The following is a 25,142-nucleotide window of genomic DNA, read 5'->3' as shown; positions in this document are numbered from 1 at the left end:
CTTGCATTAAACAAGCTACGCTTTTACACAAAATTGTACGTATTATATATTTTTGGCATCTATAATTTTCCCTCTTAGCTGTTTATGACCCTCCGCCCTGATTCTACCCTGAGCTTGGTTTCTCCCAGTATTAGCGATGTTCGCCAACAAGTCGCCCCTTTAAAACTAGGAATTATGGCTTCTGGGAATGGCAGCAATTTTGATGTAGTTGCTCAAGCTATCCAAGATGGACAGTTAAATGCTCAAATTCAAGTTTTAATTTACAATAACCCCTCGGCGAAAGCAGCCGTCAAAGCAGCCAATAGAGGTGTAGAAGCTGTTTTATTAAATCACCGCAACTATAAAATCCGAGAAGAGTTAGATGAAAAAATTGTGCAGACATTGCGGCACTACGATGTGGAATGGGTGATTTTGGCAGGTTGGATGCGATTGTTAACATCAGTTTTCATGGATGCCTTTCCTGACAAAATTATTAATATCCATCCTAGTTTGTTACCTAGTTTCAAGGGAATCCATGCTGTAGAACAAGCCTTGGCATCTGGGGTAAAAATCACTGGTTGTACGGCGCATATCGCTTGTTTAGAAATGGACAGTGGCCCAATATTGATGCAAGCCGCAGTGCCAGTATTGCCAGATGATACAGCAGAAACACTCCACGCCAGGATTCAAATTCAGGAACATCGAATTTTGCCGCTAGCGATCGCTCTGGCAGCTTCTGTGCGATTCGTTGCTTAGTGAATCAGGGTAACTAGTCCGTACATAACTAAGCCAGCCCGACAGCAGATTACTGTCACTAAAGGCTGAACTCTCGGTCAGATGCAAGTGTAAGTCTTGCCATTCAGACTCAGAATTGACTCCTTATCTGCCCACACCGAACAAGCTCGGTTCTTGTAGAGTGAAGCTGGGAAAAGGGTGCAATCAGACGACCGTTGCGGGTTGACACTGGTGCTAACAGGGAGTTCCCAAGGTGAAACAGAGCCTAGAAAAGCAACTTAGCCAGGAATAGGGCGCAACATAAAAACCCTAACTTCATTGGAAAATCCCGCCGCATTCTAGAGGTGATAGCGGCAAGAGTCTAGGGAATCCAATAGTTGAAATGGCTACACCTAACGGAACAATCAATCTCTCCGAGGGAACGAATAAAAACTAATTGTGGGTCTTGAGACAGTCGAATCTCAGGTAGACCAGACGAGCGGAGGAATCCCCACAGTTAGGGTAGGACAGTCCGTAATTAGACTGAGGTGTTCAGAAAATACAAACTAGAGAAGAGAAAATGATTAGACACAGTTACCAAACTAGTGAATCTTGGAAAGCCTTACCGTGGAAGAAATTCCGCCGAAATCTTTTCCGCCTTCAAAAGCGCGTATTTAAAGCGGTTCAAGTTGGAGACAAGCGGAAAGCGCGGTTTCTCCGCAAACGCGGAATGCAAGTAAGCCAAAAGAAAACCAAAATAACCGCTACGACAGATGGTTTTGACTTCCTCGGCTGGAACCTTAGAGTTCAGAGCAACGGAAAATTTAGAAGCACTCCATCAGTGTGTAACTTTAAAGCCTTCCGTAAGAAAGTAAAAGCTATCGTCAATAACTCGAATTATGGCGCTACCACAAAGGCTATGAAATTAGCCCCGGTAGTTAGAGGTTGGAGAGTGCGATTCGTTCACTCGAAATGAGTAGAAATATTCAGGGATGAGTGACATTTGAGAGATAACCCTAATGGGTTGAGTTCGCACTTTAATCTCTCTCAGATGATAACTGAATAACCATGAGGGTGACTCCAAGTAAAAAAAGAGAAGTCCCTCTCCGTAGGTGCAACGGTAACAGCATCATCCCTACGGTAGCGACTAGCCATCAATCCGTAAAGCGAGATGAAAAGGAGGTAAAAACTGGCAGCCTAAGCTGGTTCCCTTCGAGCATGAACCCATGAGTAGCGTAAGCAAAGATGCGTCTGAACCATCGTAACTCTGAACCAGCGAAATAAGGCTTTTTGCGCTGGAGCCAAAAGGCAAAGGATAAGGGGCTGGCAATTCTCCATTGACTAGCAAGCACTCCCAAAAGAAACCCGGTGGATAGCATCATCTCTAAAGGTTCTAACAATGGTTGTTCGGAACGAAGTAACCTATCGTTGCCCTTGATCGGTCGATATCAAGTAGGTGCTAACTGTATGCAACGAACAGGAAAGATTGAGTCAGAAGCGAATGCCTTGCTGTAATGGTAAGGATATGCTGACGGACTCACGGTGATTTGGAATGTAAAGTTATGAGTAGCAATGCAAAAGTCTAATACAGGACAAATTACTCCCAAACTAACCAATAACGGTTTCCTTCCCCTGAAGACTAACCCAAACAGGAAAGCAAAGAGTAATGAATCGATGGGGGAATGGAAACATATCAACTGGCGTAAGCTCGAACGACGTGTTTTTAAGTTGCAAAAACGAATTTACAAAGCATCTCTTCGTGGTGATGTCAAAGCATTTCGTAGACTCCAGAAGACGCTGATGAAGTCCTGGGCAGCAAAGTGTTTATCGGTACGTCGGGTAACACAAGACAACCAAGGTAAAAAGACGGCAGGAGTGGATGGAATCAAATCATTATCCCCAGAAGCACGTCTTATATTGGTTGCAAAATTAAAACCTAACTCAAAGGTGAAACCGACACGACGGGCTTAGTGGTGCAGAAAACTTTCCGAAGTCTCAAGTTGAGAACACAGTGACACGGGAGAACTCAATTTGTTGCTCTATCTGCGTTCGTTTTTTAAGTGAAGCAGTGGCAGATGGGGGACTCTTCCGAGGTAAGGTAGCTAATAGAGGAATTGGGAGGCGTTGATAACACAACCGTTCAATTTCGCGTAATCCTAATTGTAAGAAACTCAATCCCCTCTGGCTGTGCCAATCCAGCATTTTGCGCCGACCTTCACCGACCACCACCACCGCAACAGCAATAGCAATTAAGGTGGCAGGCGCTAGCAACATCAACAAACAATTCAGCGCTTGAGGGTCGCGCAAGTGGGAGCGGATGAGTTCAAAAGCGGCGGACTTATAATCCTTAAAATGTGGCTCAATGCCGCCAAATCGCTGACCATAAACCTCAAAAAGTCTGCAAGGACGGCGGCACATCGGAGAGGACAGCCCAAGCCTCACTTGCCAGAGCTAAATGAGCGGTGGCGAGATGACACTCAATGTCCTGCAAAACTTTGACTTTTCGAAACAGATAAGCTTCGCCCTCTTGGGGAAGCAAGTTTGCAACCGCAGCCGTTTGACCATTGGAGAGGGTAATGTTCAAGTCCGATTTCGCCCGAATAGACCACGACCATTGATGCTCCCGTAACCACCGGATCAACGCACCATGTTCAAATCCTCGATCCGCTAACAACGTCACATGACATTCTGCCTAAGCAGCAGCCTTAACGTCGTTTCTAACACGGGGCAGTAGTCCTCAAAGCCCACGGTGGCACTGCCATGCTCCAATACCGTTTGACCAAGTGGAATAGAGCGTCCACCCCAAACTAAACAGATCTCAATTAAGCAATATTGATCCCATAACATACTGGTATCAAGTGTTAGTGTCATCGCCATGCCCTCCCAGGAGTTCAAGAACTGCTGCAACATAGGAAAATAGAAGGTTTCGGCAGTGATTTTGGGATTATGGACAAAGTAGTTTAAGCGCTCCATGTGGCTGCGAGCTTTGCACTCCCTATGACTCAGATAGGGCAACCAGTGGCTCAGACAGGCGCTTTGAGCTTGCAAAATGGCGGCGACATTCTCACAAAAGACTTGCAGATGTCGTTGATCTTGGGGACAAATCCATTGACTTAGTTGAACTTGCAGTTGACGATAAAGATGGGGGACTGACATGGAGTAGTTTTTGTGTGGAAACTTGAGCATCCCATGTCTTCCCCCTCTCTGTCACCCTTGTCTTAGTAAAATTCCCCATATATCAAGCCTTCAGGACTTTTCTGCACCACTAAGATCCCACGGTGATGTAGTTAAAAAATGATGCAAACCTTGTTGGTTATCCAATCCTACAATTTTTGCTATTTCTGGTAAGGTTTTCCTTTTTAGTTCAGAAATACACCCTACATGAAGGTACTTAAAAGCCTCGAAGCTCCTAACATCTGGAAACAGGCTTTTATACCACTGGCAATATTCGTCCACAAATTTTACTGTTGGTGCGGCTGGACGGGGCTGTACCATACTCTGTGTCTTGGCTCTAGCATTTGTACCTTATTATACTACTGCCAGAGTGACAAAACAGGGCTATTAACGGTATTATTCCACCACACAGAACTAACCAAAGAGGGGTCTTACTCATCGCCAAGCCTTTATTTATACTTTGCATTTTAAAATACTGATACTGTAGGCAGAGGAGTGTGGGGAGTGTGGGGAGTGTGGGGAGTATGGGGGGTAAGACTTCTTCTCCATCCTCCCACACCTCCCAACCTCCCACACCTCCCACACTTCTTGATTTATCACAAGTGAAAAATCCAGGTCAAAATGGCGAATAACGGAGTGAGAAGTACAAACCATTTTCTTGGAGCGATCGCTTTTCACCATCCACCGAGATTAAAGGAATGCCCCAATCTAAACGAGCCGATAAGTCATCACCCTGCTTCCACAACAGCCCCAACCCAGTACTCACAAGGGTACTTGGCGATGGATTTTCGCCGTTGACGTTCCAACCTTTACCCACATCAATGAAGGGTGTCAGTTGCAGCACCCCGTCAATCTTGTTCACGCGAACAATTGGGACTCGAAATTCTGCCGAAAACAACAGACCATTATCTGTAAGTAATGCGTCTTGGCGATAGCCCCGGACACTTAGTTGTCCACCAAGACCAAATTGCTCTAAAGGTACCAAGGAATCTGCCGCTAATTGGAAATCGCCCCTAACTAAAAATAGGGTGTCTGGTGCTAATTGTCGTACCCACTGCGTCTGTCCCCGCCACGCGAAAAAGCGGCTATCTGGTTCATTTTCACTGACATTGGCATCGAACCAATCTACCCCAAAACTCAATTGCGATCGCGCCGCAAACACATACTGGTTACTTCGCTGGGTATATTCTTGAAAAAAGCGCAAAGCCGAAATATTCGTTTTTCCGTTCTCATCTGCACCTGGGGAGAGGCGAAACGGCCCAATATTATCAATACCCAACTCAGTTTGGCTTGATTGACGCGAGAATGACACCCCGACTGCCAACTCTTGAGTTGGTTTTTGCACCAGTGGTTGCCGATATCCCAATTCATAAGATTGAGAATCTGACTGGATATCAAGGACACTGAATGGTTTTTCAATAACGTGGTTCCATCCTTGGCTAAAGCCAAAGGAGATAGTACCATTGTGGGCATTAATCGGTAGTGTGTAATTGGCATTAATGCTATTACTGCCATCAGTATTGGCGTATCCTACACTCAGAGTATCACCCAAACCTAATAAATTGGCTTCTTGCAGATCCACTCCCCGGCGAAAACTACCCACACTTGGCGATCGCCCATTATCTAGGCTTGCCGTCAGTTTAAAAGTGTCTGCTTCTTCAACCTCAACTTGCAATACATTGCTTCCCGGATGCACGCCTGTTTGTAATTCGGCTGAGAGGTTTTGGATGCGTGGATCGAGGCGGAGTAGTTGGAGTTTTTCTAGGAGGCGTGGTACGTTTAGGGGTTTGCCAGCACCAAGTTGAATGCGATCGCGAATGTATTGACTACGTAATCGTCTGTTACCAATGATTTTGATTTCTTGCAGACTGCCTTCGATTACCTGAATTTTTACTGTTCCTGCTTCTAGTGTCTGCGGTGTAATCAATGCTCCTGTGGTTACATAACCGTTATCAATATAAAGCTTAGCGATCGCATCTTTGATTTGCAATAATTCTGCAAATGTCACTTCTTTGCCGACAAAGGGATTGGTAATCGTGGCAAATTGCTCTGGTTTGAAAACTGTACTACCTACAACTTCAATCCGATCTACCCGAAATTTCGCATTCGAGTTATCCTGACTTGGAATTGACTCATCTGGTATTGTGGGCAAAGGGACTAATTGATTGTTATCTGTTGGTGGCAACACGTCAGTGGGTAAGGGTGTTACCGGAACTTCTTCTAACCGACCGGGTGGTAGGGTGTCAGGATTTGGAGTTTGGGCAATGACCTGCTGATAATTAGATAATACTGCTGCTAAAACAAAGCCGAATGCCAGAGGTCGTAGTCCAGAGATTATACTTACAGGCTTGTTTAATATTTGTTTCTTATAAAATACTGAACTAATAATAGAGTTCTCTGTAACGACTTGTTTCACTGGCACCCTTCTCCTTAATATTTACTAAATAAGAATTCAGGAGTCAGGAGGGGAGCCGGATGTCTTCTTTGGCCAGAATTCAGTTGTTTCTTCTGACCAAAGAAGCAGTAGCAAGTCCGCCATCCTCTGAATAGAGAGGTTTAAGACCCACGCTAAATAGGCAGATTTAGTGGTCTCGATTTGACCGGAGTAACGGAAACGTCTCTGGCTTGGCTCCTAAATCTAACTTCTGAATTTTTCTTCAATGGTTCTTTCTTTACATTCAGTTCATCCCCGATACTTTGGTGTAACAAGCGATGTACCACTATTTATAATGGCTGTATTTTTTACAGCCATCATCAGCGTAAATACTGTTTTTTGTCAAGAGTATAAAGCAAAGAGACAATTTAATTTAGTGAATCAATACTCTAGGCGATCACTAAGGCACATAATTAAACCATCCCCTCTATGCTATTTGCTGATGGCGATCGCAACTCAACCCCAACTAACTTTAGATGAGTTCCTCAAACTGTCAGAAACTGAGCCAGCATCAGAATTTATCAACGGGAAAGTTATTCAAAAACCAATGCCTGAAGGTGAATATACAGCACTTCCGGCTGTTATGAGGTACAGTAGCAGCAATTAGCAAACCAGTTTCTTAAATGTTGAGGATTTATTAAGTCGAGTGCAACTGATATTAGTTTATCAACCATTTCTGTTGTAGTTGGAGCAAAACTGCGTAAGAAAGATTTGAGTTGTGACCACCATAATTCAATTGGATTAAAATCGGGAGAATATGGGGATAAACAAAGAACTGAAGCGCCGACAGCTTCAATCATTGGCACAATTGAATCGAGTTTATGCGCGGATAAATTATCCATCACTACGACTGCTCCTGACCATAACTCTGGTACTAAAAACTTCTCAATAAATACATCATTTGCAACGCCATCCATTGAATTATTCATTGTCATTAATGCGACTACTTTTTTAATACTAATTGCTCCAATTACTGTAACTTTTGATCCCCGATAGAAGGGGTTAAGAGAGTAAGCTCTTGTTCCAATTTGTGAACGGGCATGAGTCCTTGTTAAACCAAGTAGAACGCCAGTTTCGTCCAAAAATACTAAATTTTCTGGCTCTATATGTTTGACCTTTTCCCAAAAATCTAATCTTAAATTCAGGACTCTCTCCGTGCCTGCTTGGGTACTCCGCTTTGTTTTTTTTTCCGATTTAATCCTAATTTCTGTAACGCACGACACATTGCACTTCGACCTACGAAATTGCCAGTCTTGTCTGCAAATAATTCACACAATTCTATTAATGTTGCATCTGGATGTGATGCAACTAATTCTGTCAACTCTATGTCAGCATTTGTTAGATGACTAAATTGTGGCTTTCCTCGCAGCTTGGATTGTAAATTTCCTTCAACTTTTTGTTGTTTTACAAGCTTTTGGACTAAACTCTTTGAGACGGAAAATATATTAGCTACTTTCCTGATTGAGATGTTTTTCTGAAGATGTGCCGCAACTATTTTTTCTCGAAGCTCGACAGAGTATGACTTCATTTAAAAGTATTTATATTTTAATCTAGTGTACCTTATAACAGACGGAAGTGCTGTAGCTTACTTCAGGTTACTCTTTGTGAAACAATTAACGGTATAGCTAAAAGGCAGAAAATTTCTATCGCTTTTTCAGAACTACGCTGTACCTTTGGCGGTGCTTCTATCGTCCCTGATGTGTCTGTGTTTCGTTGGGATAGAATTTCTAAAACTCCATCTGGCAGAATTGCTAATCGTTTTGAAATTCATCCCGACTGGGCAATTGAAATTCTTTCCCCAGACCAAAAGTTAAAAAAAGTGTTGAGTAAATTATTGCTTTGTTCGCGCAATGGTAATGAATTAGGCTGGTTAATCAACCCCGAAGACGAAAGTGTGCTGGGGGTGTTTCCTGGACAGAGGGTGGAATTATACGAAGGTGCAGATAAATTACCCATCCTAGAGGGTATCGAGTTGGAACTGACTGTAGAACAAATTTTTGGCTGGTTGAGTTTGACGTAAAAAAGCGAACGAATTTCCTAAAGAAAGTTGGAAAGGATTGTATCTGTAGGTTTATTGTAGAAACTGAACGGTACAGAGGAAACTCGTATGTACCACAATTTTATGCCGTACTTTTATGGGAAATCAACTAGGATTTGTTCTGAAACTGCTTTTACTGTCGGCTTTGTTATCACTATTAATTAAGTATGTGGGGCCAAGTCTATCAATTCCGGCGACAGGAACCAACGCGCTAATTATAGTATTGTTGCCGATTGTGATTATAGCGATCGCGTTACTGTGGCGATTTCAAGCACAGCAACAAAATTAACTCAAACGATCTACGCACAAGTGACTAAAATCAGCTAACCTAGCTGAATTACAACAAAATTGCATCTTGCCAACCGTTGGGAGTTAGCCTGTGAACCTCGGTCAATGGATCGGCTTAATCGCCATAGTTCTTTCTTTATACATCCTGTGGCAAATCCGGGAAGTGCTTTTGCTCATGTTTGCCGCAGTTGTGTTAGCAACGACCTTGAATCGGCTAGCAAAACGCTTCCAACGCTTTGGGATGAAGCGTGGATTCGCCGTTCTCCTGGCAGTAGCGATCTTTTTCGCAGGCATTGTGGGTTTTTTCTGGCTTATTGTCCCACCATTTGCACAGCAGTTTCAAGAACTAACCTATCAGGTTCCTAAAGGGTTTGGGCGCTTTAATACTTGGCTTGATGCTCTGAGAACTCGTATTCCTGACCAGTTAGTTCCTTACATTCCAGATATTAATAGCCTTATTCAACAAATACAGCCCTTCATCAATCGCTTGCTGGGAAACTCTTTTGCCTTTGTATCTGGCTCTTTAGAAGTCGTTCTTAAGATTTTGCTAGTGTTGGTTTTAACAGGAATGATGTTAGCCGACCCAATAGCTTACCGCAAAGTATTTGTCCGGCTTTTCCCTTCATTTTATCGGCGACGGGTAGATGGGATTTTAGATAAATGTGAAGTTTCCTTGGAGGGATGGATTACAGGCGCTTTCATTGCCATTTTTGTAGTGGGGGTGATGAGTTTTATTGGCTTATTAATTTTGCATGTCAAGGCAGCACTAGCTTTAGCAGTTTTAGCGGGATTTTTTAACTTGATTCCCAACCTGGGCCCAACGATGAGCGTAATCCCAGCAATGGCGATCGCCTTCTTAGATGAGCCTTGGAAAGCGATCGCTGTCTTGATTCTCTACTTTATCATTCAACAGGTTGAGAGCAATTTCATTACGCCTGTGGTGATGGCACATCAAGTCTCATTGCTGCCCGCCATAACCTTAATTGCCCAACTATTTTTCGTAACTTTCTTTGGCTTTTTAGGATTATTTCTAGCACTACCCCTGACTGTTGTGGCTAAGATTTGGTTGCAAGAAGTGTTAATTAAAGATGTTTTAGATGAATGGGGAAATAACCATAGAAAAGAAACTGAGTTTGTGATGGTTTCTGAATCTCCTGAAGTAGAGGACTATTGGACAGCAGATAGTCCTGATGTTAATCGGGAGAAAGGGATTGATGATGATATTTTACAAAAAGAAGATTAATCAATTTTGGATTTTGGATAAAGGCAAGTAGCTAGAAAGAAATTAATTAAAGTTTCTAGTAATTTAGTCCTAGTAATCCTAGTTGGTAGTGAGTGGTTTATCGCTCACTACCAACTAGGATTTTATTTTATGTTGAATTATGGCTAACTACTTAGTTGCTCTGAAAATGTGTTTCTTAGTCTAAGGTTGCTCCCAAAAAATCGGTTCTGCTGCAATATCATCTAAATTGATGCTGCCTAACAAATTCTGCCACTCTGTTTGTAATTTTGCATCTTTAGGATTTTTCTGGCGCAGTTGAGCCAGTGTGGTAAGTGCGTCGTACCATATCCCGTTTTGGGCATAGATAGCATAGCGCTTTAAAAGTTCTGTAGTTTCTAGCTCTTTAACTACGGCGGGATTGAGTTCTACTCTTTGTATTACCCCTTCGACGTAAGTCGGGGGGGAATTCTTTTCCTCGTTACAGCTAATGGTGAAAAACCAGCGATATTGTTTGTTTAGTGCCAAGCCAGGAGAAGTGGTAGGTAGAGACACACTGATGACTCCTGCTTTCTCTGGTAGAACGATCGGTTTTTTATAAATCTCGTTAGAGTCTTGATCTTGCAGCACAAATTCAACTGTATAAGGAAAATCTTTAGTATATGGCACATAGAAAAACCAACTTGGGTGTTCTAGCGTTGTCTTTCCCCAGACATTGATTACTGAGTTAGCTTCCTGAGTAAAGGACACTAAAGCAGTCAAGTCATGTTTAGTAGTTTGGCATCCATTTATGTTGCGCTTCGCTCCACCACGAACGCGGCCTCCAGGAGGAGGGCCAGATGGAATTGCAGGTTGATTAAATGTGGCTTTAGTATGGCTTGTTTTAGCTTCAGAGCGTAGGCGTAGACCGCCGTAGGCATCGCTAGTTGAAGAACCGACTTTTGGTTTTGCCAGTACTGGAGTCAGGCTAACTAATAAATTGGTACAGCTAAAAGCTACTACTAAAAACAGTTTTATCGGTTGTGAATTTGACTTCATAAAAACCCTTTTTGAACTATGTAAGCCTGGTAGATTTATCTGCTGCTTATCCAAAAATTTAATCAAAAAAATCTTTCCCTATTGCCCATTCTTTACCTGTACTTTAGTTGCTGAATTATAAATTGATAGCAGGCTAACCGTGGCTACTAGCGACAAAATCGACGGGATAAATGGCACCCATGCACCCGAAATTAATAGACCAAAGCAAACTATATAGAGAACACCAGAGGTAATGCTAACTGCCAATGCCAACCAAGGTAAGGAAAGCTTTCGCCAAGCCAAAACTCCTCCTACCAAAGACCAAACCCAAATCCAGGCCACCTCAACCCACAGCGACCAAACCCGCAGCAATGGCCGCCCATCCTGCACAGCACTGAGGATCTGGCTGATCATGTGGGCTTGTACTAACACTCCTGGCATTTGCTCATCTAAAGGAGCCCCGTATGGTGTAGGCCAAGTGTCTGGAGAATCCCCCCTAGCTGTCACACCAATCAAAACAATTTTGTCTTTGATAGCACTGGGGCTAATTGGATTAGCTAAGAATTGGGTTAGTTTCACCTGTTGGACTATCTGTTTTGGAGAGCGGTAGTTAAGTAAGATTTGACCGCCATTAGCATCAATATCGTGATAGCCGCCAGTGCGAGACTTCAGATTCGGAAAAATAGTTTTACCGAGTTGCAAATTCCCTTCTGGGGTGAACTTTGGTTGAATTCCTGAAGGACGCAGATACAAGGAAGCTAGTTGTAGACTGAATGCAAAGGTAGCAGGACACAACGATGTCGGCTCCTGGTTCATGAACAGGAGATGGCGACGGATAACTCCATCAGAATCGTGAATAAAGTCACTGAATCCCAGATTTGTTGGGGGGATTTCTGGTGCTGGCTTAATACCAGTGATGTTTGCTGTGCTATCACTTCCTTTACATACGCCAACCAAATTCTGAGTTTTTTGAAGACGAGTAATTAAATCTGGTTGTTTGGCTTGAAAATCACGGTAAATATCCAAGCCGATCGCGCGGGGTTGATATTTATTCAGTTTTGCCAATACTTTGTTAAGAGATTTTTCGGAAATGGAAGCTCCAATCAAGGACTCACCATTTTGTCTTTGAATTGCCAGATCGTCATCATCAATTGCAATTACCAGCAGACGCGAATCTTGTGGCTCCACAGGGCGCGATCGCATCATCTGGTCAAAGGCAGGAATTTCTACACTTTCTAGCCATCCTACGCATCTCACCCCAAAAACCAAGCCTGTAATCGCTAAACTGGATAACAAAGTTGTTGCCAATCTGCGTTTGGTAGACAAAACTAGATTCGGTGTATCTTTAGGTTTTGTTGGAGACCTTAATTCATCCCAAGTGGGTGGTATCTGCGCTGGATTTTGGCAAATCATTGGTAGCCAAGTTGCACAGGGAAATCGATCCTCAAGTCCTTGCAATCGTTCCCGTGCTTGGCGTACCGCTTGATATAAAGACTCGCCACCAGCAAAGCCTTGGAGAAAATACTTTAAAAATTCCTTTGCAACCTGGTCTGGGACTGGTTCACGCATGACGATTATTTGAGGAATTTGCAAATCAGCCAATTCTCGTGCTAATCCTAATCCATCACAGGAGTTGAAGATAGCTAGTTGCAAGCCGTTCTCAATGGCTTTCTTCAGAGCATACTTTAATTCGCCAATGGTCAGACTATCAGTCTTATTAAGGTAAATTCGTCCACTTTCTCCATTTTTGTTACTGGAACTGTGCCCAGCAAAGAAGAGAATATCCCAGTTTTTGCCCCAAAGATGCTCGGTTAATTCTTTACGTTGTGGTTCTACCAAAAAGCAGACTTCTGCGTTACCACATTGTTGGAGTAAAGCTTGATCGACCTCAGTATCAATCCCCTGACTATTGCCCACAATTGCCAAAATATTGACTAATGGATTTTTTGGGCGTAGCTTGTGAATGCGATCGTAGGATGGTGAAGAAAGAGCGATTTCAGCCTTGGGGTAGCGTTCTAACAACTCCCAAAGATGCCAAGGCAATAGCTGTAATTGGCTATTTTCTGTTTGCAAAATTACTCGTACTTCTTCTTCGGACGACAATCTTTCTAACCATTTTTCCCTTAAAGGGCGAAATTCTTCTGCTCGCAACCAGGTATTAAAGCGGGCCCTTAAGATATGGGAAGTGTTTTCGCAGTCTTGAATCATTGAGACATTCGTCACCTGCATTTTGTCAGCATGGAGACGATAACGATTGCCTATCTGCCGATAACTAGACTGCCAATGACTATAATAAAGCGGCATTTCGGGAAATGAAGGTAGTTTCCCCGTGATTTCTGTTGCCGCCCGCTCATGTTCTTCACCAATTTGGAGGGTGACAGCAAATCCCTGCTCAAAACTACCCTCTCCGAACTTCAGAACCACTAACTTACCCATGACCTCACTATCCCTCTGTGCAAAATCATCCCCTGTTCTAATGTCTCATAACAAGCTCCACAAGCTTTTACAGACTTTTTTCAAAATCCCCAAAACTGGCTTGAATTTTTAATTTTTAATTTTTAATTAACCAATTAGCACTTAATAAATTACCGACAAGGAGGGAAAATAACTGGATGTTTTAAATCCGAAAATGCTCAGTAATGCTAGTATCATTAATGGCTACCCTAACACTAAATTGTTCTGTAGGTTCACCACGAAACTGTAACTGAATGTAGTTGTCTGATTTTCTCGATTGAGCATCTAGAAATACAGCTCCTGAACTATCTAGAACGGTGAGATGAACTCCGGGTGGTAAGTAGATTTGATTACCAGTGGCGTGCAATTGCAGATGAATACTGGTTTGTTGATCTTTTTCTGGGCTGATTTCCACAATCAACATAACGGGTTGGTTAAGAATTTGGATACCTAAATCAATTAGTTTTGCCCGTTTAGTAATTGATTCTGCTTGATTGAGGGCATTGAGTTCCAAAGTTTCGGTACTACGAAATGCATAAACTGGTCTGAGTTCCGGCAAGTTCCACAAAGATTCAATTGTTTGCCAACCTGCCTCAAATATACCGGTAAACCACTGACTCAAATTCACGAGTGAACTAACTGGAGATTGACGCAATTCTCCCAAGTGGTCGATAAATGCTTCCAATGGTTGCAGTTGTTTTAAAGGCAGTGTTTCAGTTGCGACACTAGCAATAAAACCAAGCAGCCTTGCTTCTTGGAGTAATTCATCAAATTGAACTACTAAATAACCCACCCGTTCTTCCCAGGTTTCTGGGGGTATGGAACATATCTGTTGATGTTGATGGACAGGGCGACACTCTAGACGGCCAACTGAGGGCAATTCTAAGTCAGCAACATTTCCACAGAGGCGCATGATGGGGTTCCAGCTGTCGCTAGCTTGGAGGTTGGTAGGAATATCCATCATTTCCAAGTAGTCATTCACCACCCACACAGCTAGCGTATTCAGCCGAACTTGCTCTGCTTTTTCCGAATTTGGCTGTTGGTTAGCAAATTCCTGGGCAGTGATCCGAGCTAATTGGGGAATCGGTAATGTTAAAGCGAAATCGTCTAGCTGATAGGTGGAGTTATTCATAAATCAATCTTTAGTGATCAATGCTGCTATGTACATATCATCGGCATTCACTAAATTTATGCCACAAAATAGAGAATGATTATTAGAAAAATTTAATTAGGGATTCAGAATTGCGGAAAATGCGATCGCTGCAAGAACTCAATACTTTTCGGGTTTTGGGGGAAAGGGGAAAGGGAAAGGGTTTGAATTTCCCTTTCCCCATTACCCTTTAACCTTTCCCCAGACCAAAAGAAAGCGATCGCTAGTTTAATGTGAGCTGCCAACGAACGACTTTCGCGTTGGTCTGAATCAGCATACACTGATTTTGGACTAATCAAAGCGGTTGCCCTTATAGGAACGATGAGCGAAAGTAAGATACCAGAAATCCTGGAAACCTTCGAGGCAGACCTGCTGTCAGAGTGGACTCAGGAGTTAGCCAATGTCAATATTCGGAAAGGTTTGATTAAAGAAGCCGAGCTAAAGGAGGAGTGCCGGGAATTCCTGAGCTTGTTTCGAAGTGCCGTTGGGCATGGCAAGTTGACCAATATTCAGGCATGGGTGTGGCAAGATATGCGGGAGATACTAAACAGCATTTCTCGATCGCGATCGCAAAAAGGCTTCACACCGGCGGAAACAGCTACATTTGTCTTTTCGTTCAAGCAACCCCTCTTCAACCGAATGCGTCAGCAATTGAAAGACCCCATTGAGTTGGGTGAAGAGATTTGGTTAGCCACCAACTTACTGGATCAGCTGGGATTGCTGACAATTGAAGTGTATCAAAAGGCGCGGGAAGAGGTGATTTTGCGACAGCAGGAAGAGTTGATGGAGCTGTCTACTCCAGTGATTAAACTCTGGGACGGAATTTTGGCATTACCCATTATCGGCACCCTGGATAGTGCCCGCACGCAAATGATGATGGAGTCGTTGTTGCAGAAAATTGTTGAAACCGGGTCAGAAATTGCCATTATTGACATTACCGGGGTTCCTACCGTGGATACCCTCACCGCTCAACATCTGCTCAAGACCGTTACTGCTGCCCGTCTCATGGGAGCCGATTGTATGATCAGTGGGATTCGTCCTCAAATTGCCCAAACGATCGTTTATCTCGGCATTGATTTAACTAATATCACAACCAAGGCAACCTTAGCCGATGCCTTTCTCACAGCGCTAAAAAGTTTGGGAGCAACCATTACCCGCTCTCAACCCAAATAGGTAGGAACCAATGGAACGTATTCCTATACTCAAAATGGGCAATTTCCTGCTGGTGACAATCCAAGTGGATATGTACGATCGCCTTGCCATGACTCTACAGGATGACTTGACCAACCGCATCACTCAAACTCACGCTCACGGTGTCTTGATCGATATCTCTGCATTAGATATTGTTGATTCCTTCATTGGTAGGGTTTTAGGCAACATTGCCAGAATATCACAGGTGATGGATGCCCAAACAGTTGTCGTTGGGATGCAGCCTGCTGTGGCAATTACGCTGGTGGAATTGGGGCTGTCGCTGACAGGCATTCGCACTGCCCTAAACGTAGAAAAGGGAATGGCACTGTTGCGATCGTCACTCAATGAAACCACAAATCAGGTCATTGCCACTCAATGGCGTGCAGATGACGATGCAGAAGACTGAAACAATCAACATTCAATCTTCTGGTGATGTAGTCTTAGTTCGGCAAGCCGTGCGCCAGCTGGCCGTGGAAATTGGCTTTAGCTTAGTAGACCAAACTAAAATTGTGACCGCCGCCAGTGAGTTAGCCCGCAATACCCTAGACTATGGGGGAGGTGGCACAGTAAAACTAGAAACGCTTCAGGAAGAGAGACGACGAGGACTCCGGCTGACCTTTGAAGATGGGGGCCCGGGAATTCCCGATATTGAACTGGCGCTGAAGGATGGGTTCACCACGGGTAGCGGATTGGGTATGGGATTGAGCGGTGCCAAACGACTCGCCAACGAGTTTGAAATTCAGTCTGCGGTGGGAGAAGGAACACGGGTAATAATTGTACGATGGAAATAAAATGAGAGAATCTGTCGCCATTACAATTACTGAATCTAGCCAGACTGGGGAAGCACGACGGGTAGCGATCGCATTGGCAACTCAGCTCGGCTTTCAGGAAACGCAACGGGGCAAGGTTGGCATTGTGGTGACAGAGATTGCGAACAATCTGATCCAGCACGGTCAGGGTGGAGTCTTATTGCTAAGATTGCTCGAACACGATTCAGCCATCGGTATTGAAGTCTTATCGCTAGATAAAGGACGGGGAATGGTTGATGTGGATGAGTGTTTGCAAGATGGCTTTTCCACAGGCGGAACCTTAGGCAATGGACTGGGTGCAATTTCTCGCCTCTCTGGTTTATTGGAAATTTACTCCATTCGCAACCAAGGGACAGCGCTCCTCGTCCACCTCTGGTCAGACTCGACACCCCATCCGCCCCAAAAAACCTTAGAAATTGGGACGATCTGTTTGCCCAAACGAGGCGAGGACATTTCAGGAGATGCCTGGGCATATCAAGTTGATCGTTGCCGCAGCCTGTTGCTAGTAGCCGATGGCTTAGGGCATGGGCCTGCGGCTGCTACTGCTTCCTCAAAAGCCGTCAGAATTTTTCAAGAACACGATCGCTCTCCTGCTGCGATCGTCGAAGCTGCCCACGCCGCCTTGCGAAGTACGCGAGGAGCAGCACTCGCCATTGCTGAAATCGACTTTGAACAACAGTCTGTCCGCTTTGCCGGCATTGGCAATATCGCTGCCAGCATTTTCTCATTTACTGAACGCCACCATCTGATATCTAACAACGGCACAGTGGGACATGAAATCCGCAAAATTCAAGAGTTTAGCTATCCCTGGTATGCCAACGGACTTTTAATTATGCATTCTGACGGATTAGACACTAAGTGGCAGCTCGATCGCTATCCAGGCTTGAATCAAAAACATCCCAGCCTGATTGCAGGTGTCTTATACCGAGACTTTAACCGAGACCGGGACGATGTGACAGTGTTAGTGGCTAAGGGAATGGGAAATAATTCGTAATTCGTAATTCGTAATTCAGTAGGTAGACATAATTAAATATAAAATAAACTCTTAGTTTGTAGTGAGCGATTTATCGCTCAGAGCAAGGATTATCAGGACTAAAGTCCTTACTACAAACAATAAATTTATTTATGCCTAGATACTTCGTAATTCGTAATTCGTAATTAAAGATACGAAAAGAAAATGCAATTTTGAATTGGAGTGAAGCGACTTGACAACTATTTTCATCCTCGAAATCCAGAACGAACAAGATGTTGTCCAAGCTCGGCAGCGAACTCGTGAGATTGCCGAGCAATTGGGCTTTGATACTCAAGATCAGGCACGATTGGCAACGGCAGTTTCAGAAATTGCCCGCAACGCCTTTCAGTATGCCAAAGGTGGAACGGTTGAATTTTCTGTGGCAGGAGAACCTCAAGAGTTTCTGATTCGGATTCAGGATCGGGGTGGTGGCATTCCTCATCTAGCAGACGTTTTAGCCGGACGCTACACCTCTGACACCGGAATAGGACTGGGCATCGTCGGTAGCCAAAAGCTGATGGATTTCTTTGAGATGGAATCGCTACCGGGAGAGGGAACAACGGTAGTGATGAGCAAAAGATTGTCGAAGCGCACACCTAATTTCACCGATTTGCAATTGCAGCAGATTCGAGAAAGCGTGATGGAGCGATCGCCCCAAAATCCCTATGAAGAGATTCAGCGACAAAATCAGGAGTTACTGCGGGCAATGGCAGAGCTACGCAAGCGGGAGGAAGAACTAACCCAGCTAAACCGAGAACTGGAAGATACCAATCGCGGTGTGGTTGCCCTCTATGCAGAGTTGGATGAAAAAGCAGACTCTTTGCAAAAGGCAAACGAGCTAAAAACCCGCTTTCTCTCAAATATGAGCCATGAATTTCGTACACCGCTTAACTCGATTCTCTCCCTATCTCGGATGCTACTGGCCCGGATGGATGGTGATTTGACCGTCGAGCAAGAAAAGCAGGTGACATTCATCCAAAAGGCGGCGAGCGGATTATCAGAACTGGTCAACGACTTGCTGGATTTGGCAAAGGTGGAAGCTGGAAAAATTGAAGTGCGTCCTAGTTCCTTTGAAGTTAGTGATTTGTTTGCCACGCTGCGGGGAATGCTGCGCCCATTATTGGTTCAAGGCTCCTCTGTCGCGCTGAATATCGAGGAACCTGAAGGCATTGGGCAAATATATAGCGATGAGGGCAAAGTCGCGCAAATTCTGAGAAACTTTATCTCCAATGCCCTGAAATTTACCGAGCAGGGAGAAGTGCGTGTAACCGCTGTGCAAAGGGGTCATACCGTGACCTTCTCTGTATCTGATACGGGCATCGGTATTGCGATCGCTGATCAAGAGCGCATTTTTGAGGATTTTGTCCAAATTGAGTCTTCTCTGCAAAAGCAGGTGAAGGGAACCGGGTTAGGATTGCCGTTATCGCACAAGCTAACGGAGCTACTGGGCGGCAGTATTTCAGTTACAAGTAAGCTGGGTGAAGGTTCTACATTTACAGCATCGATTCCCATCGTCTACCCTTATGCAACCGAATTTCCCACCCTACTGCAACCGATGTCCGACGGTCGAGGGGAGACGATCGCACCACTTGAACCAACTCGTCTGCCAATTCTGGCAGTTGAAGATCATCGAGAAACGCTATTTATTTACGAAAAGCACCTTCAGGATTCAGCCTATCAATTAATTGCGACCCGCACTTTAGCTCAAGCTAGGCTTGCCTTACAACAACTTCAACCGGCGGCGATTATGCTCGATATTATGCTAGAAGGTCAAAACGGCTGGACGTTCTTGCGAGAAATCAAAGGAGATGAAACCACCCGCAACATACCTGTACTAGTTATCACTATCATTGATAACGAGAAGCAAGCACTAGCCCTAGGAGCCAACGGTTTCTTAATTAAGCCGGTAGACAGATTGCAGTTGTTGAATAAACTTAATACGCTAATTAATCAGAACAAGCCTCAAAAAATCTTGTTAATTGACGATGACCCTGCCTATCGGTATTTGGTGAAGCAGTTGTTAATAAATACACAATTGAGTATTTTAGAAGCCATGAACGGATGGGAAGGATTAAATTTAGCAGAACGCGAGCAACCGACTGCGATCATCCTTGACTTGGAGATGCCAGAGTTGAGTGGGTTTGATGTACTCAAGCAGCTTAAAAGCAATCCTGTCACTCAGTCGATTCCTGTGATCATCTACTCATCGGCACAGCTTGATGCAGAAACTCAGAGCCAATTAGCAAAAAAAAGCATCGCCATTCTTTCCAAAGAGACAGGCTCTCAAACTGCAACGATGGACTACGCCTCGCCTTTCCTGCGGAAAACTCCAGCAACGGCGAACGCTCAACTTCAAGATGCGCTGATCAAAGCTGGGCTTGTTCTAGATCCTTGTGGGCAAAGTCATGTCTGAGCCACGGGTTATCATCCTGCATGTTGACGATAACGAAGCCAATCGTTACATCGTCACCCGGATTTTGCAAAATGCAGGCTTTACCGTCGTGGAAGCGGCAACGGGAGCCGCAGGATTAAAGGCAGCTACTGAACATCAACCTGCTCTGGTGATTTTGGATGTTAAATTACCAGATATCAACGGCTTTGAAGTCTGTCGCCAAATTAAGGCAAATCCCGAAACTGCTTTTATTCCCGTGCTACACCTTTCTGCAAGTTTTGTCCAAAGCCAGGATAAAGCAGAAGGCTTAGACAGTGGTGCCGATGGTTATCTGGTGCAACCTGTTGAACCCATTGAACTGCTGGCGACAGTGCGATCGCTGCTGCGAATTCGACGAGCGGAGGAAGCTGCTTTATCCTCAGCACGAGAGTGGCAAACTACCTTTGACTCTATAAAGGACAGCGTATGTCTGGTAGACCAAGAAGGTGTAATTCTGCGCTGTAATCTAGCGATGATACAGCTTTTTTGCAAGCCCTCCCACGAAATATTAGGTTGTGTTCACCATGAGTTGATGGGCGCAGAATTGGGGATTGGTGATGGCGCTTGCTTTCGTCGGGCGAAAGAAACTCACCAACGGCAAGTTCTAGAATTTCAGTCTACAGAACGCTGGTTTGCCAAAACCATTGACCCAGTATTTGATGGGTATGGGACTCTCATCGGTGCCGTTTTCATTCTGTCCGATATCACCGAACGGAAGCGAGCATCAGCGTTGCTGCAAGAGCAGAATGATCGCCTCAATCAGCTAATGATTTCTTTGCAGCAACAAACTGAACAAGCACAGCAAGCCAATCGAATTAAAGATGAGTTTCTGGCAGTACTGTCTCATGAATTGCGATCGCCCCTAAATCCGATTTTGGGATGGACAAAAATTTTGCAAACGAGCCAGCAGAACGCAGCCAAAACTCAGTATGCGCTTGAAACGATCGAGCGTAACGCTAAACTGCAAGCGCAACTGATCGAAGATTTGCTCGATGTGTCGCGTATTCTTCAAGGCAAGTTGAGTTTGCATACAGTTCCAGTCGGTCTAACTTTGACTATCAAAGCTGCTCTGGAAACCGTGCGGCTAGCTGCTGAAGCTAAATCTATTCAGATTGAAACAGTATTTGAACCGAACGTTGGACAAGTGTTGGGTGATTCTGGTCGCCTGCAACAGGTTGTTTGGAATCTCCTTTCCAACGCGATTAAATTTACCTCACAGGGTGGTCGAGTAGAGGTGCGGTTAGAAAGGATCGAGAATGAACTAGATACTCATCCTTCGGAATATACTCAAATCACTGTCAGCGACACTGGTATGGGGATCTCTGCTGACTTTCTGCCTTATGTTTTTGACTACTTCCGCCAAGCCGATGGGACAACAACCCGCAGATTTGGAGGATTGGGATTAGGGTTAGCGATCGTGCGTCATTTAGTTGAATTGCATGGCGGAACCGTTCAGGTAACAAGCCCTGGAGTAGGTCAAGGAGCAACGTTTACAGTCAAGTTTCCACCAATCGCTGCGGCAAAACTGAATCAAGCTGATACTGCGTTCCATAATTGCTCAGACTTCAATCTGAATGGATTGCAAGCTCTGCTTGTAGATGATGACAGAGATTCACGGGAATTTATCGCCTTTTTGCTAGAACAGTATGGGGCGCAAGTGACTGAAGCTGAATCAGCACATGATGCTCTAAGCAGCTTGGGGCAAGCAAAATTTGATTTGCTAATCAGTGATATTGGTATGCCCGATATGGATGGCTACACACTAATTCGTCAAATTAGAAAGCAGCCGTCTGATCAAGGCGGAGAAATTCCAGCGATCGCCCTTACCGCTTATGCAGGAGAGATCGATCAACAACTGGCACTAGCAGCCGGATTTCAACAGCATATTTCTAAACCAATTGAGCTAGAAGTACTAATACAGGCTATTTTGACTATCGTTGAGGTATAGCAACGATTGGTGAAAAATTCTGCCATAGCTATATCTGCCCCAACTTCCCACTTGCGATCGCATTCAAACAGACCCAAGTAAAACAAGTCAGTTTTTTGGGTGGTTTCACTCTTCTATTTCCGAGCTTTTAGTTTTTACACCCACACACAGGGGAAGCAGAATCAAAGTCCCCCAATTTATCGGGGAATTTAGGGGAATCTAAAATTTTTGCTACCGACAAGAGGACTTTTCAAACATCCTCTAACTCTTAACTGTCGTGACAACGGCTTCAACTGTAGCTTTTTGTTCGTCAGCATCCACAGAAGTAACTGCCCAACGCAGAGGTTCGCCTTGTTTCTTTAACTCTGTTTCAATTACTTCTAGTAACTCTGCGGGAGTTTCTTGTAAATCAATTTCTGCGGTAATAAAATGAGTTGTCATTTTGGTAAATCCTGTTAATTTGTAGTTTCTAGAATAGCTGACTTCATCTGCGATGAAATACTTATGTAACTTATCAGATTTGGTAATCTCAGTGAACAGTTATTCAGTTATGAATAACTGTTCGCTGATTATTTGCCTTTGCCAAATTGTAACTGATAAACTACGTCTTCCTTTTCTGTCTGAAGTTTCAAATCAGAAAGGGGTTTGGCAACACAAAGCAATACGTAACCTTGCTTTTGTAAATCTGGACTAACGCCCATACCATCAGTTTGATCCACAGTTCCCTCAGATAGTTGACCGGCGCAAGTTGTACAAACACCTGCATTGCAAGAACTCGGCAATTCCAAACCAGCAGCCTCGGCAACTGATAAGATCGTTTCATTTTCAGGAACTTGCAAGGTATGAATTTTGCCTTGGTGATCAATTTCTACGGTGTAAGTTTTGGGCATATACAAAAGAAGCGTGATGCAACGGACAAATGTATTATTTTATCTGAATTAATTAAAAATATCCAGATGTTACTATAAAAGTTTAGGTGAAAGATTGATAATTATAGCAACTAATTTTGAACAATTTTTAGATTAGTAACATTATTTACTATACAATACACAAATAAATTAGTTAAATTTGCTTACTATAAATATGCGCGATCGCGTAGGATAGAGAGTCGAAAGTAGTTGTACTTCTTACTTAAAAGTAACTTTTGATACCGCTTTCCTTATCCCAATGTAAACTCATCTATCCCGGTGAATAAAACCCTGAAAGTTAAGTAGGTCAATTATCTAATAACTTTACTATTAGTCTTTTAGGGAATATGGCTTTCGGTATACTTTTAACTATCTACTTTTCCTAACTCCCTAAAAAATGGGCGAACCGGAGGTAATTACGAATTACGAATTACTTTAATTTACTACCTGGCTGCCATGACTGCGGGGGTCATCTTGACTAGCTGTTGGTGCTACTGGGGCTGAAAATTTGGAAACTTTCCCGCTAGCTTGAGCATAAGGAAGAGACGAACCAGTAACCAAAGCTTCTAAGTTACTAGCCATAATTGTGCGGGGTTGATCGCCGATCGCTTGAGCTATAGTTTCCCCTTGCTGACTCAAAAATACAAAATGGGGAATCCCGTCCACCCGATATTTCAGCATTTCCGGTAGCCACTTTGTATTATCCACATTCAGCATGACAAAATTCATCTTGTCAGCATACTCTGTTTCTAGTTGAGTGATATCTGGTGCCATTTTTTGACAGACAGTACACCAATCAGCATAAAACTCTACTAGAGATGGTTTGCCGTTGCTGACAGCTACTTCTAATGGTGTGGACGAATCGCTTAACTTGGCTAGGGTTGCTGAGGTTGTTTCAGTTCGCAATCCTAAGACGAGGGCAACGCTAAGAGCGATCGCTACCATTACAACTAAGAAGTTTCTCAAACGCTTCCCTAATGAAGATTCAGGCTTATCGGGAGAATTAACAGGTGAATCAGTACTCATAACAGAATTATTAAAACTTATTAAGCAATTTCTTCTTTAGTCTAGCTGACTCCAGCCGCTCTTTAATACGTAATTTGATACTCAAAATGAGTATTAGAGGCTATTTATAAAGTAAAAATAAAATTCTTGTAGGGTTGTTAGGCGCATATTTCGATATAGTTTGTTACAAAAAATATGACTCTCGCGCCTAACGCACCATATTATATAGCGGTGAACACCCTACTTAAGATTTATGCCACTCATAACTTAGTGTTTTTATTTACCAAAGCGACGCTCTATATCATCTGCTTGGGAACCACCGCGAACTGAGTTAATCCGTAACGAAGTCTTATCTTTAGAAATGTTATAAGTTAAAGGCTTTGTCTTAGATATTCGCGTTTCACCCTCTTTAGCCAAAGTCTGGGGTGGATACTTAATAATTAAAGCTTTGATTGCCTCAATCCGTTTGGGCACTGCTGGATGAGTTGTATCAAATTCAGAACCAGGAGTTTGAGCCAAAACCTGCATTACTCTTAAACATCCTTCTGGTTCAAAGCCTGCTTTCACAGAAGCTATGTAGCCAATTTCATCAGCTTCAAACTCTTGTTGTCGTTCTTGTTCTGCTAAACGCTGTTCTAACTCTTTTTTCTTTTTATCGACAATCTCATTAATGCGTTGCTGTGATTCTACTTGTCGTTGAGCGCCTTGATTACCCAGAACTGAACCCAGCAAACCACCAAAAGTTCCTCCAACTACACGATTCACAACGGCACCGCCAACGTTAGCAGCTGTTGACTCTTGGTTTGCAGCTTCTCTTTCTCCCAATACTTCTTTGGTTGCTTCTTCTTGAATTTTGGCAATCAACTCAGTTTTTTTAGCTTCACCAACAGCAATGTGACGCTTGGTGTGATGTCCCATTTCATGGGCAACTACACAAGCTAATGCTGAGGAATCACCAGCTAACTGGTCTAGTATGCCATCGTAAATGGCAACCAAATTAACGTCACTTGCAAATGCATTGACATCATATTTAGGAACAGCCACAACCCGCCAAGGACGATTATCTAATTCGTTGGCACGTGCTACTCTATCTATGACGCGATAGAGGGTATAAAAATCTTCAGGTAATTCTTTTTTAGCTTGCTGGTAAATTGTTGTAGCTGTGGGTGCTGGTTTCTTTGATTGGACTGGTTTAGCCTGGACTGGCACCATTGCAGAGAACAAAAGTAGGCACAAGGAACTAGTAGTTAGGAGTGTTCTGTCCCAGTTCAGCATTATTGTTGATACCTCTGTAATATAAGGATTATTTTTATACAATAATGCAAAAAATATTTTGTGTAAATTGAAGATTTACAAAAGTACTACAAACCGAAGTCCGTTTAAGCAGACTTC

At 43.6% G+C, this 25,142-nt stretch carries 23 protein-coding genes and 5 pseudogenes; 15 read left to right on the top strand and 13 right to left on the bottom strand.

What is annotated here, in order from left to right; translation table 11 throughout:
* Positions 1-84: 84 nt before the first annotated feature.
* The 5 genes and pseudogenes from purN to FD724_RS41670 all read left to right on the top strand — a co-directional run bounded on the left by purN (position 85) and on the right by FD724_RS41670 (position 2,664).
* Positions 85-735 (top strand): phosphoribosylglycinamide formyltransferase, encoded by a 651-nt coding sequence (gene purN, locus FD724_RS01040; protein WP_179071292.1) that lies wholly within the window; start codon positions 85-87, stop codon positions 733-735.
* A 538-nt stretch (positions 736-1,273) separates the two neighbouring features.
* Positions 1,274-1,366: pseudogene (locus tag FD724_RS40510) on the top strand (hypothetical protein); the annotation flags it as partial.
* A 33-nt stretch (positions 1,367-1,399) separates the two neighbouring features.
* A pseudogene (locus tag FD724_RS40505) lies at positions 1,400-1,645 on the top strand (HNH endonuclease); the annotation flags it as partial.
* 416 nt (positions 1,646-2,061) lie between these two features.
* Positions 2,062-2,208, top strand: coding sequence for a hypothetical protein (locus FD724_RS01030; RefSeq protein WP_176727093.1), 147 nt, complete (start codon positions 2,062-2,064; stop codon positions 2,206-2,208).
* A gap of 57 nt (positions 2,209-2,265) precedes the next feature.
* Positions 2,266-2,664, top strand: a complete 399-nt coding sequence (locus FD724_RS41670) for a reverse transcriptase N-terminal domain-containing protein (RefSeq protein ID WP_179071290.1) — start codon at positions 2,266-2,268, stop codon at positions 2,662-2,664.
* Between the two features lie 24 nt (positions 2,665-2,688).
* Here the strand turns inward: FD724_RS41670 and FD724_RS01020 are convergent.
* The 3 genes and pseudogenes from FD724_RS01020 to FD724_RS01010 all read right to left on the bottom strand — a co-directional run bounded on the left by FD724_RS01020 (position 2,689) and on the right by FD724_RS01010 (position 6,205).
* A pseudogene (locus tag FD724_RS01020) lies at positions 2,689-3,849 on the bottom strand (transposase).
* A 111-nt stretch (positions 3,850-3,960) separates the two neighbouring features.
* Positions 3,961-4,188, bottom strand: a pseudogene (locus FD724_RS01015) (IS701 family transposase); the annotation flags it as partial.
* Between the two features lie 295 nt (positions 4,189-4,483).
* Positions 4,484-6,205, bottom strand: a complete 1,722-nt coding sequence (locus tag FD724_RS01010; RefSeq protein ID WP_372726538.1) for a ShlB/FhaC/HecB family hemolysin secretion/activation protein — start codon at positions 6,203-6,205, stop codon at positions 4,484-4,486.
* A gap of 538 nt (positions 6,206-6,743) precedes the next feature.
* Here FD724_RS01010 and FD724_RS01005 point away from each other — a divergent pair.
* Positions 6,744-6,875: pseudogene (locus FD724_RS01005) on the top strand (Uma2 family endonuclease); the annotation flags it as partial.
* Positions 6,876-6,882: 7 nt separating this feature from the next.
* Here FD724_RS01005 and FD724_RS01000 read toward each other — a convergent pair.
* Complete coding sequence (locus tag FD724_RS01000) at positions 6,883-7,383, bottom strand: transposase (protein ID WP_179071288.1); 501 nt, start codon at positions 7,381-7,383, stop codon at positions 6,883-6,885.
* A gap of 59 nt (positions 7,384-7,442) precedes the next feature.
* Entirely contained in the window at positions 7,443-7,829 is a 387-nt protein-coding gene (locus FD724_RS00995) for an IS630 transposase-related protein (RefSeq protein WP_179071287.1), read from the bottom strand.
* An 84-nt stretch (positions 7,830-7,913) separates the two neighbouring features.
* Between FD724_RS00995 and FD724_RS00990 the strand changes: the two genes are divergently transcribed.
* The 3 genes from FD724_RS00990 to FD724_RS00980 all read left to right on the top strand — a co-directional run bounded on the left by FD724_RS00990 (position 7,914) and on the right by FD724_RS00980 (position 9,870).
* The gene (locus tag FD724_RS00990; RefSeq protein ID WP_179075368.1) at positions 7,914-8,321 is read left to right on the top strand and encodes a Uma2 family endonuclease; all 408 of its coding nucleotides are present in this window, start codon (positions 7,914-7,916) and stop codon (positions 8,319-8,321) included.
* A 115-nt stretch (positions 8,322-8,436) separates the two neighbouring features.
* On the top strand, positions 8,437-8,628 hold the full coding sequence (locus tag FD724_RS00985) for a hypothetical protein (RefSeq protein ID WP_179071286.1): 192 nt from the start codon (positions 8,437-8,439) through the stop codon (positions 8,626-8,628).
* 90 nt (positions 8,629-8,718) lie between these two features.
* A complete protein-coding gene (locus FD724_RS00980; RefSeq protein WP_179071285.1) occupies positions 8,719-9,870 on the top strand; it encodes an AI-2E family transporter in 1,152 nt (383 codons plus the stop codon).
* A gap of 180 nt (positions 9,871-10,050) precedes the next feature.
* On the opposite strand, the gene FD724_RS00975 is transcribed toward FD724_RS00980, so the two are convergent.
* From FD724_RS00975 to FD724_RS00960, 4 genes are all read right to left on the bottom strand, one after another.
* Entirely contained in the window at positions 10,051-10,884 is an 834-nt protein-coding gene (locus tag FD724_RS00975; protein ID WP_179071284.1) for a DUF928 domain-containing protein, read from the bottom strand.
* A gap of 78 nt (positions 10,885-10,962) precedes the next feature.
* Positions 10,963-13,299, bottom strand: coding sequence for a CHASE2 domain-containing protein (locus tag FD724_RS00970; protein WP_179071283.1), 2,337 nt, complete (start codon positions 13,297-13,299; stop codon positions 10,963-10,965).
* A gap of 181 nt (positions 13,300-13,480) precedes the next feature.
* Positions 13,481-14,449: a DUF1822 family protein gene (locus FD724_RS00965; protein WP_114080144.1), complete on the bottom strand. Its 969-nt coding sequence runs from the start codon at positions 14,447-14,449 to the stop codon at positions 13,481-13,483.
* A gap of 104 nt (positions 14,450-14,553) precedes the next feature.
* Positions 14,554-14,766: a hypothetical protein gene (locus tag FD724_RS00960; RefSeq protein WP_179071282.1), complete on the bottom strand. Its 213-nt coding sequence runs from the start codon at positions 14,764-14,766 to the stop codon at positions 14,554-14,556.
* Between the two features lie 22 nt (positions 14,767-14,788).
* Between FD724_RS00960 and FD724_RS00955 the strand changes: the two genes are divergently transcribed.
* From FD724_RS00955 to FD724_RS00930, 6 genes are all read left to right on the top strand, one after another.
* Positions 14,789-15,640 (top strand): STAS domain-containing protein, encoded by an 852-nt coding sequence (locus FD724_RS00955; protein WP_179071281.1) that lies wholly within the window; start codon positions 14,789-14,791, stop codon positions 15,638-15,640.
* Positions 15,641-15,650: 10 nt separating this feature from the next.
* Positions 15,651-16,064 (top strand): STAS domain-containing protein, encoded by a 414-nt coding sequence (locus FD724_RS00950; protein ID WP_179071280.1) that lies wholly within the window; start codon positions 15,651-15,653, stop codon positions 16,062-16,064.
* Positions 16,003-16,449: an anti-sigma regulatory factor gene (locus FD724_RS00945; protein WP_245246060.1), complete on the top strand. Its 447-nt coding sequence runs from the start codon at positions 16,003-16,005 to the stop codon at positions 16,447-16,449. The genes FD724_RS00950 and FD724_RS00945 overlap by 62 nt, the downstream gene beginning before the upstream one ends.
* 1 nt (position 16,450) lies before the next feature.
* Complete coding sequence (locus tag FD724_RS00940) at positions 16,451-17,461, top strand: SpoIIE family protein phosphatase (RefSeq protein ID WP_179071279.1); 1,011 nt, start codon at positions 16,451-16,453, stop codon at positions 17,459-17,461.
* Between the two features lie 211 nt (positions 17,462-17,672).
* Positions 17,673-19,892, top strand: a complete 2,220-nt coding sequence (locus FD724_RS00935) for an ATP-binding protein (protein ID WP_179071278.1) — start codon at positions 17,673-17,675, stop codon at positions 19,890-19,892.
* A complete protein-coding gene (locus FD724_RS00930) occupies positions 19,885-21,858 on the top strand; it encodes a response regulator (protein ID WP_179071277.1) in 1,974 nt (657 codons plus the stop codon). The genes FD724_RS00935 and FD724_RS00930 overlap by 8 nt, the downstream gene beginning before the upstream one ends.
* A gap of 240 nt (positions 21,859-22,098) precedes the next feature.
* Here FD724_RS00930 and FD724_RS00925 read toward each other — a convergent pair whose 3' ends face one another.
* The 4 genes from FD724_RS00925 to FD724_RS00910 all read right to left on the bottom strand — a co-directional run bounded on the left by FD724_RS00925 (position 22,099) and on the right by FD724_RS00910 (position 25,025).
* Positions 22,099-22,278 (bottom strand): hypothetical protein, encoded by a 180-nt coding sequence (locus tag FD724_RS00925; protein ID WP_094351499.1) that lies wholly within the window; start codon positions 22,276-22,278, stop codon positions 22,099-22,101.
* Positions 22,279-22,406: 128 nt separating this feature from the next.
* Complete coding sequence (locus FD724_RS00920) at positions 22,407-22,727, bottom strand: 2Fe-2S iron-sulfur cluster-binding protein (protein WP_114080152.1); 321 nt, start codon at positions 22,725-22,727, stop codon at positions 22,407-22,409.
* A 453-nt stretch (positions 22,728-23,180) separates the two neighbouring features.
* The gene (locus FD724_RS00915) at positions 23,181-23,771 is read right to left on the bottom strand and encodes a thioredoxin family protein (protein WP_114080153.1); all 591 of its coding nucleotides are present in this window, start codon (positions 23,769-23,771) and stop codon (positions 23,181-23,183) included.
* 255 nt (positions 23,772-24,026) lie between these two features.
* Positions 24,027-25,025: a M48 family metallopeptidase gene (locus FD724_RS00910; protein WP_179071276.1), complete on the bottom strand. Its 999-nt coding sequence runs from the start codon at positions 25,023-25,025 to the stop codon at positions 24,027-24,029.
* Positions 25,026-25,142 lie beyond the last annotated feature (117 nt).

Origin of the sequence: Nostoc sp. C057, from assembly GCF_013393925.1 — a bacterium.
Classification (GTDB): Bacteria; Cyanobacteriota; Cyanobacteriia; order Cyanobacteriales; family Nostocaceae; genus Nostoc; species Nostoc muscorum_A.
This window is presented reverse-complemented; position numbering and strand designations above follow the sequence as displayed.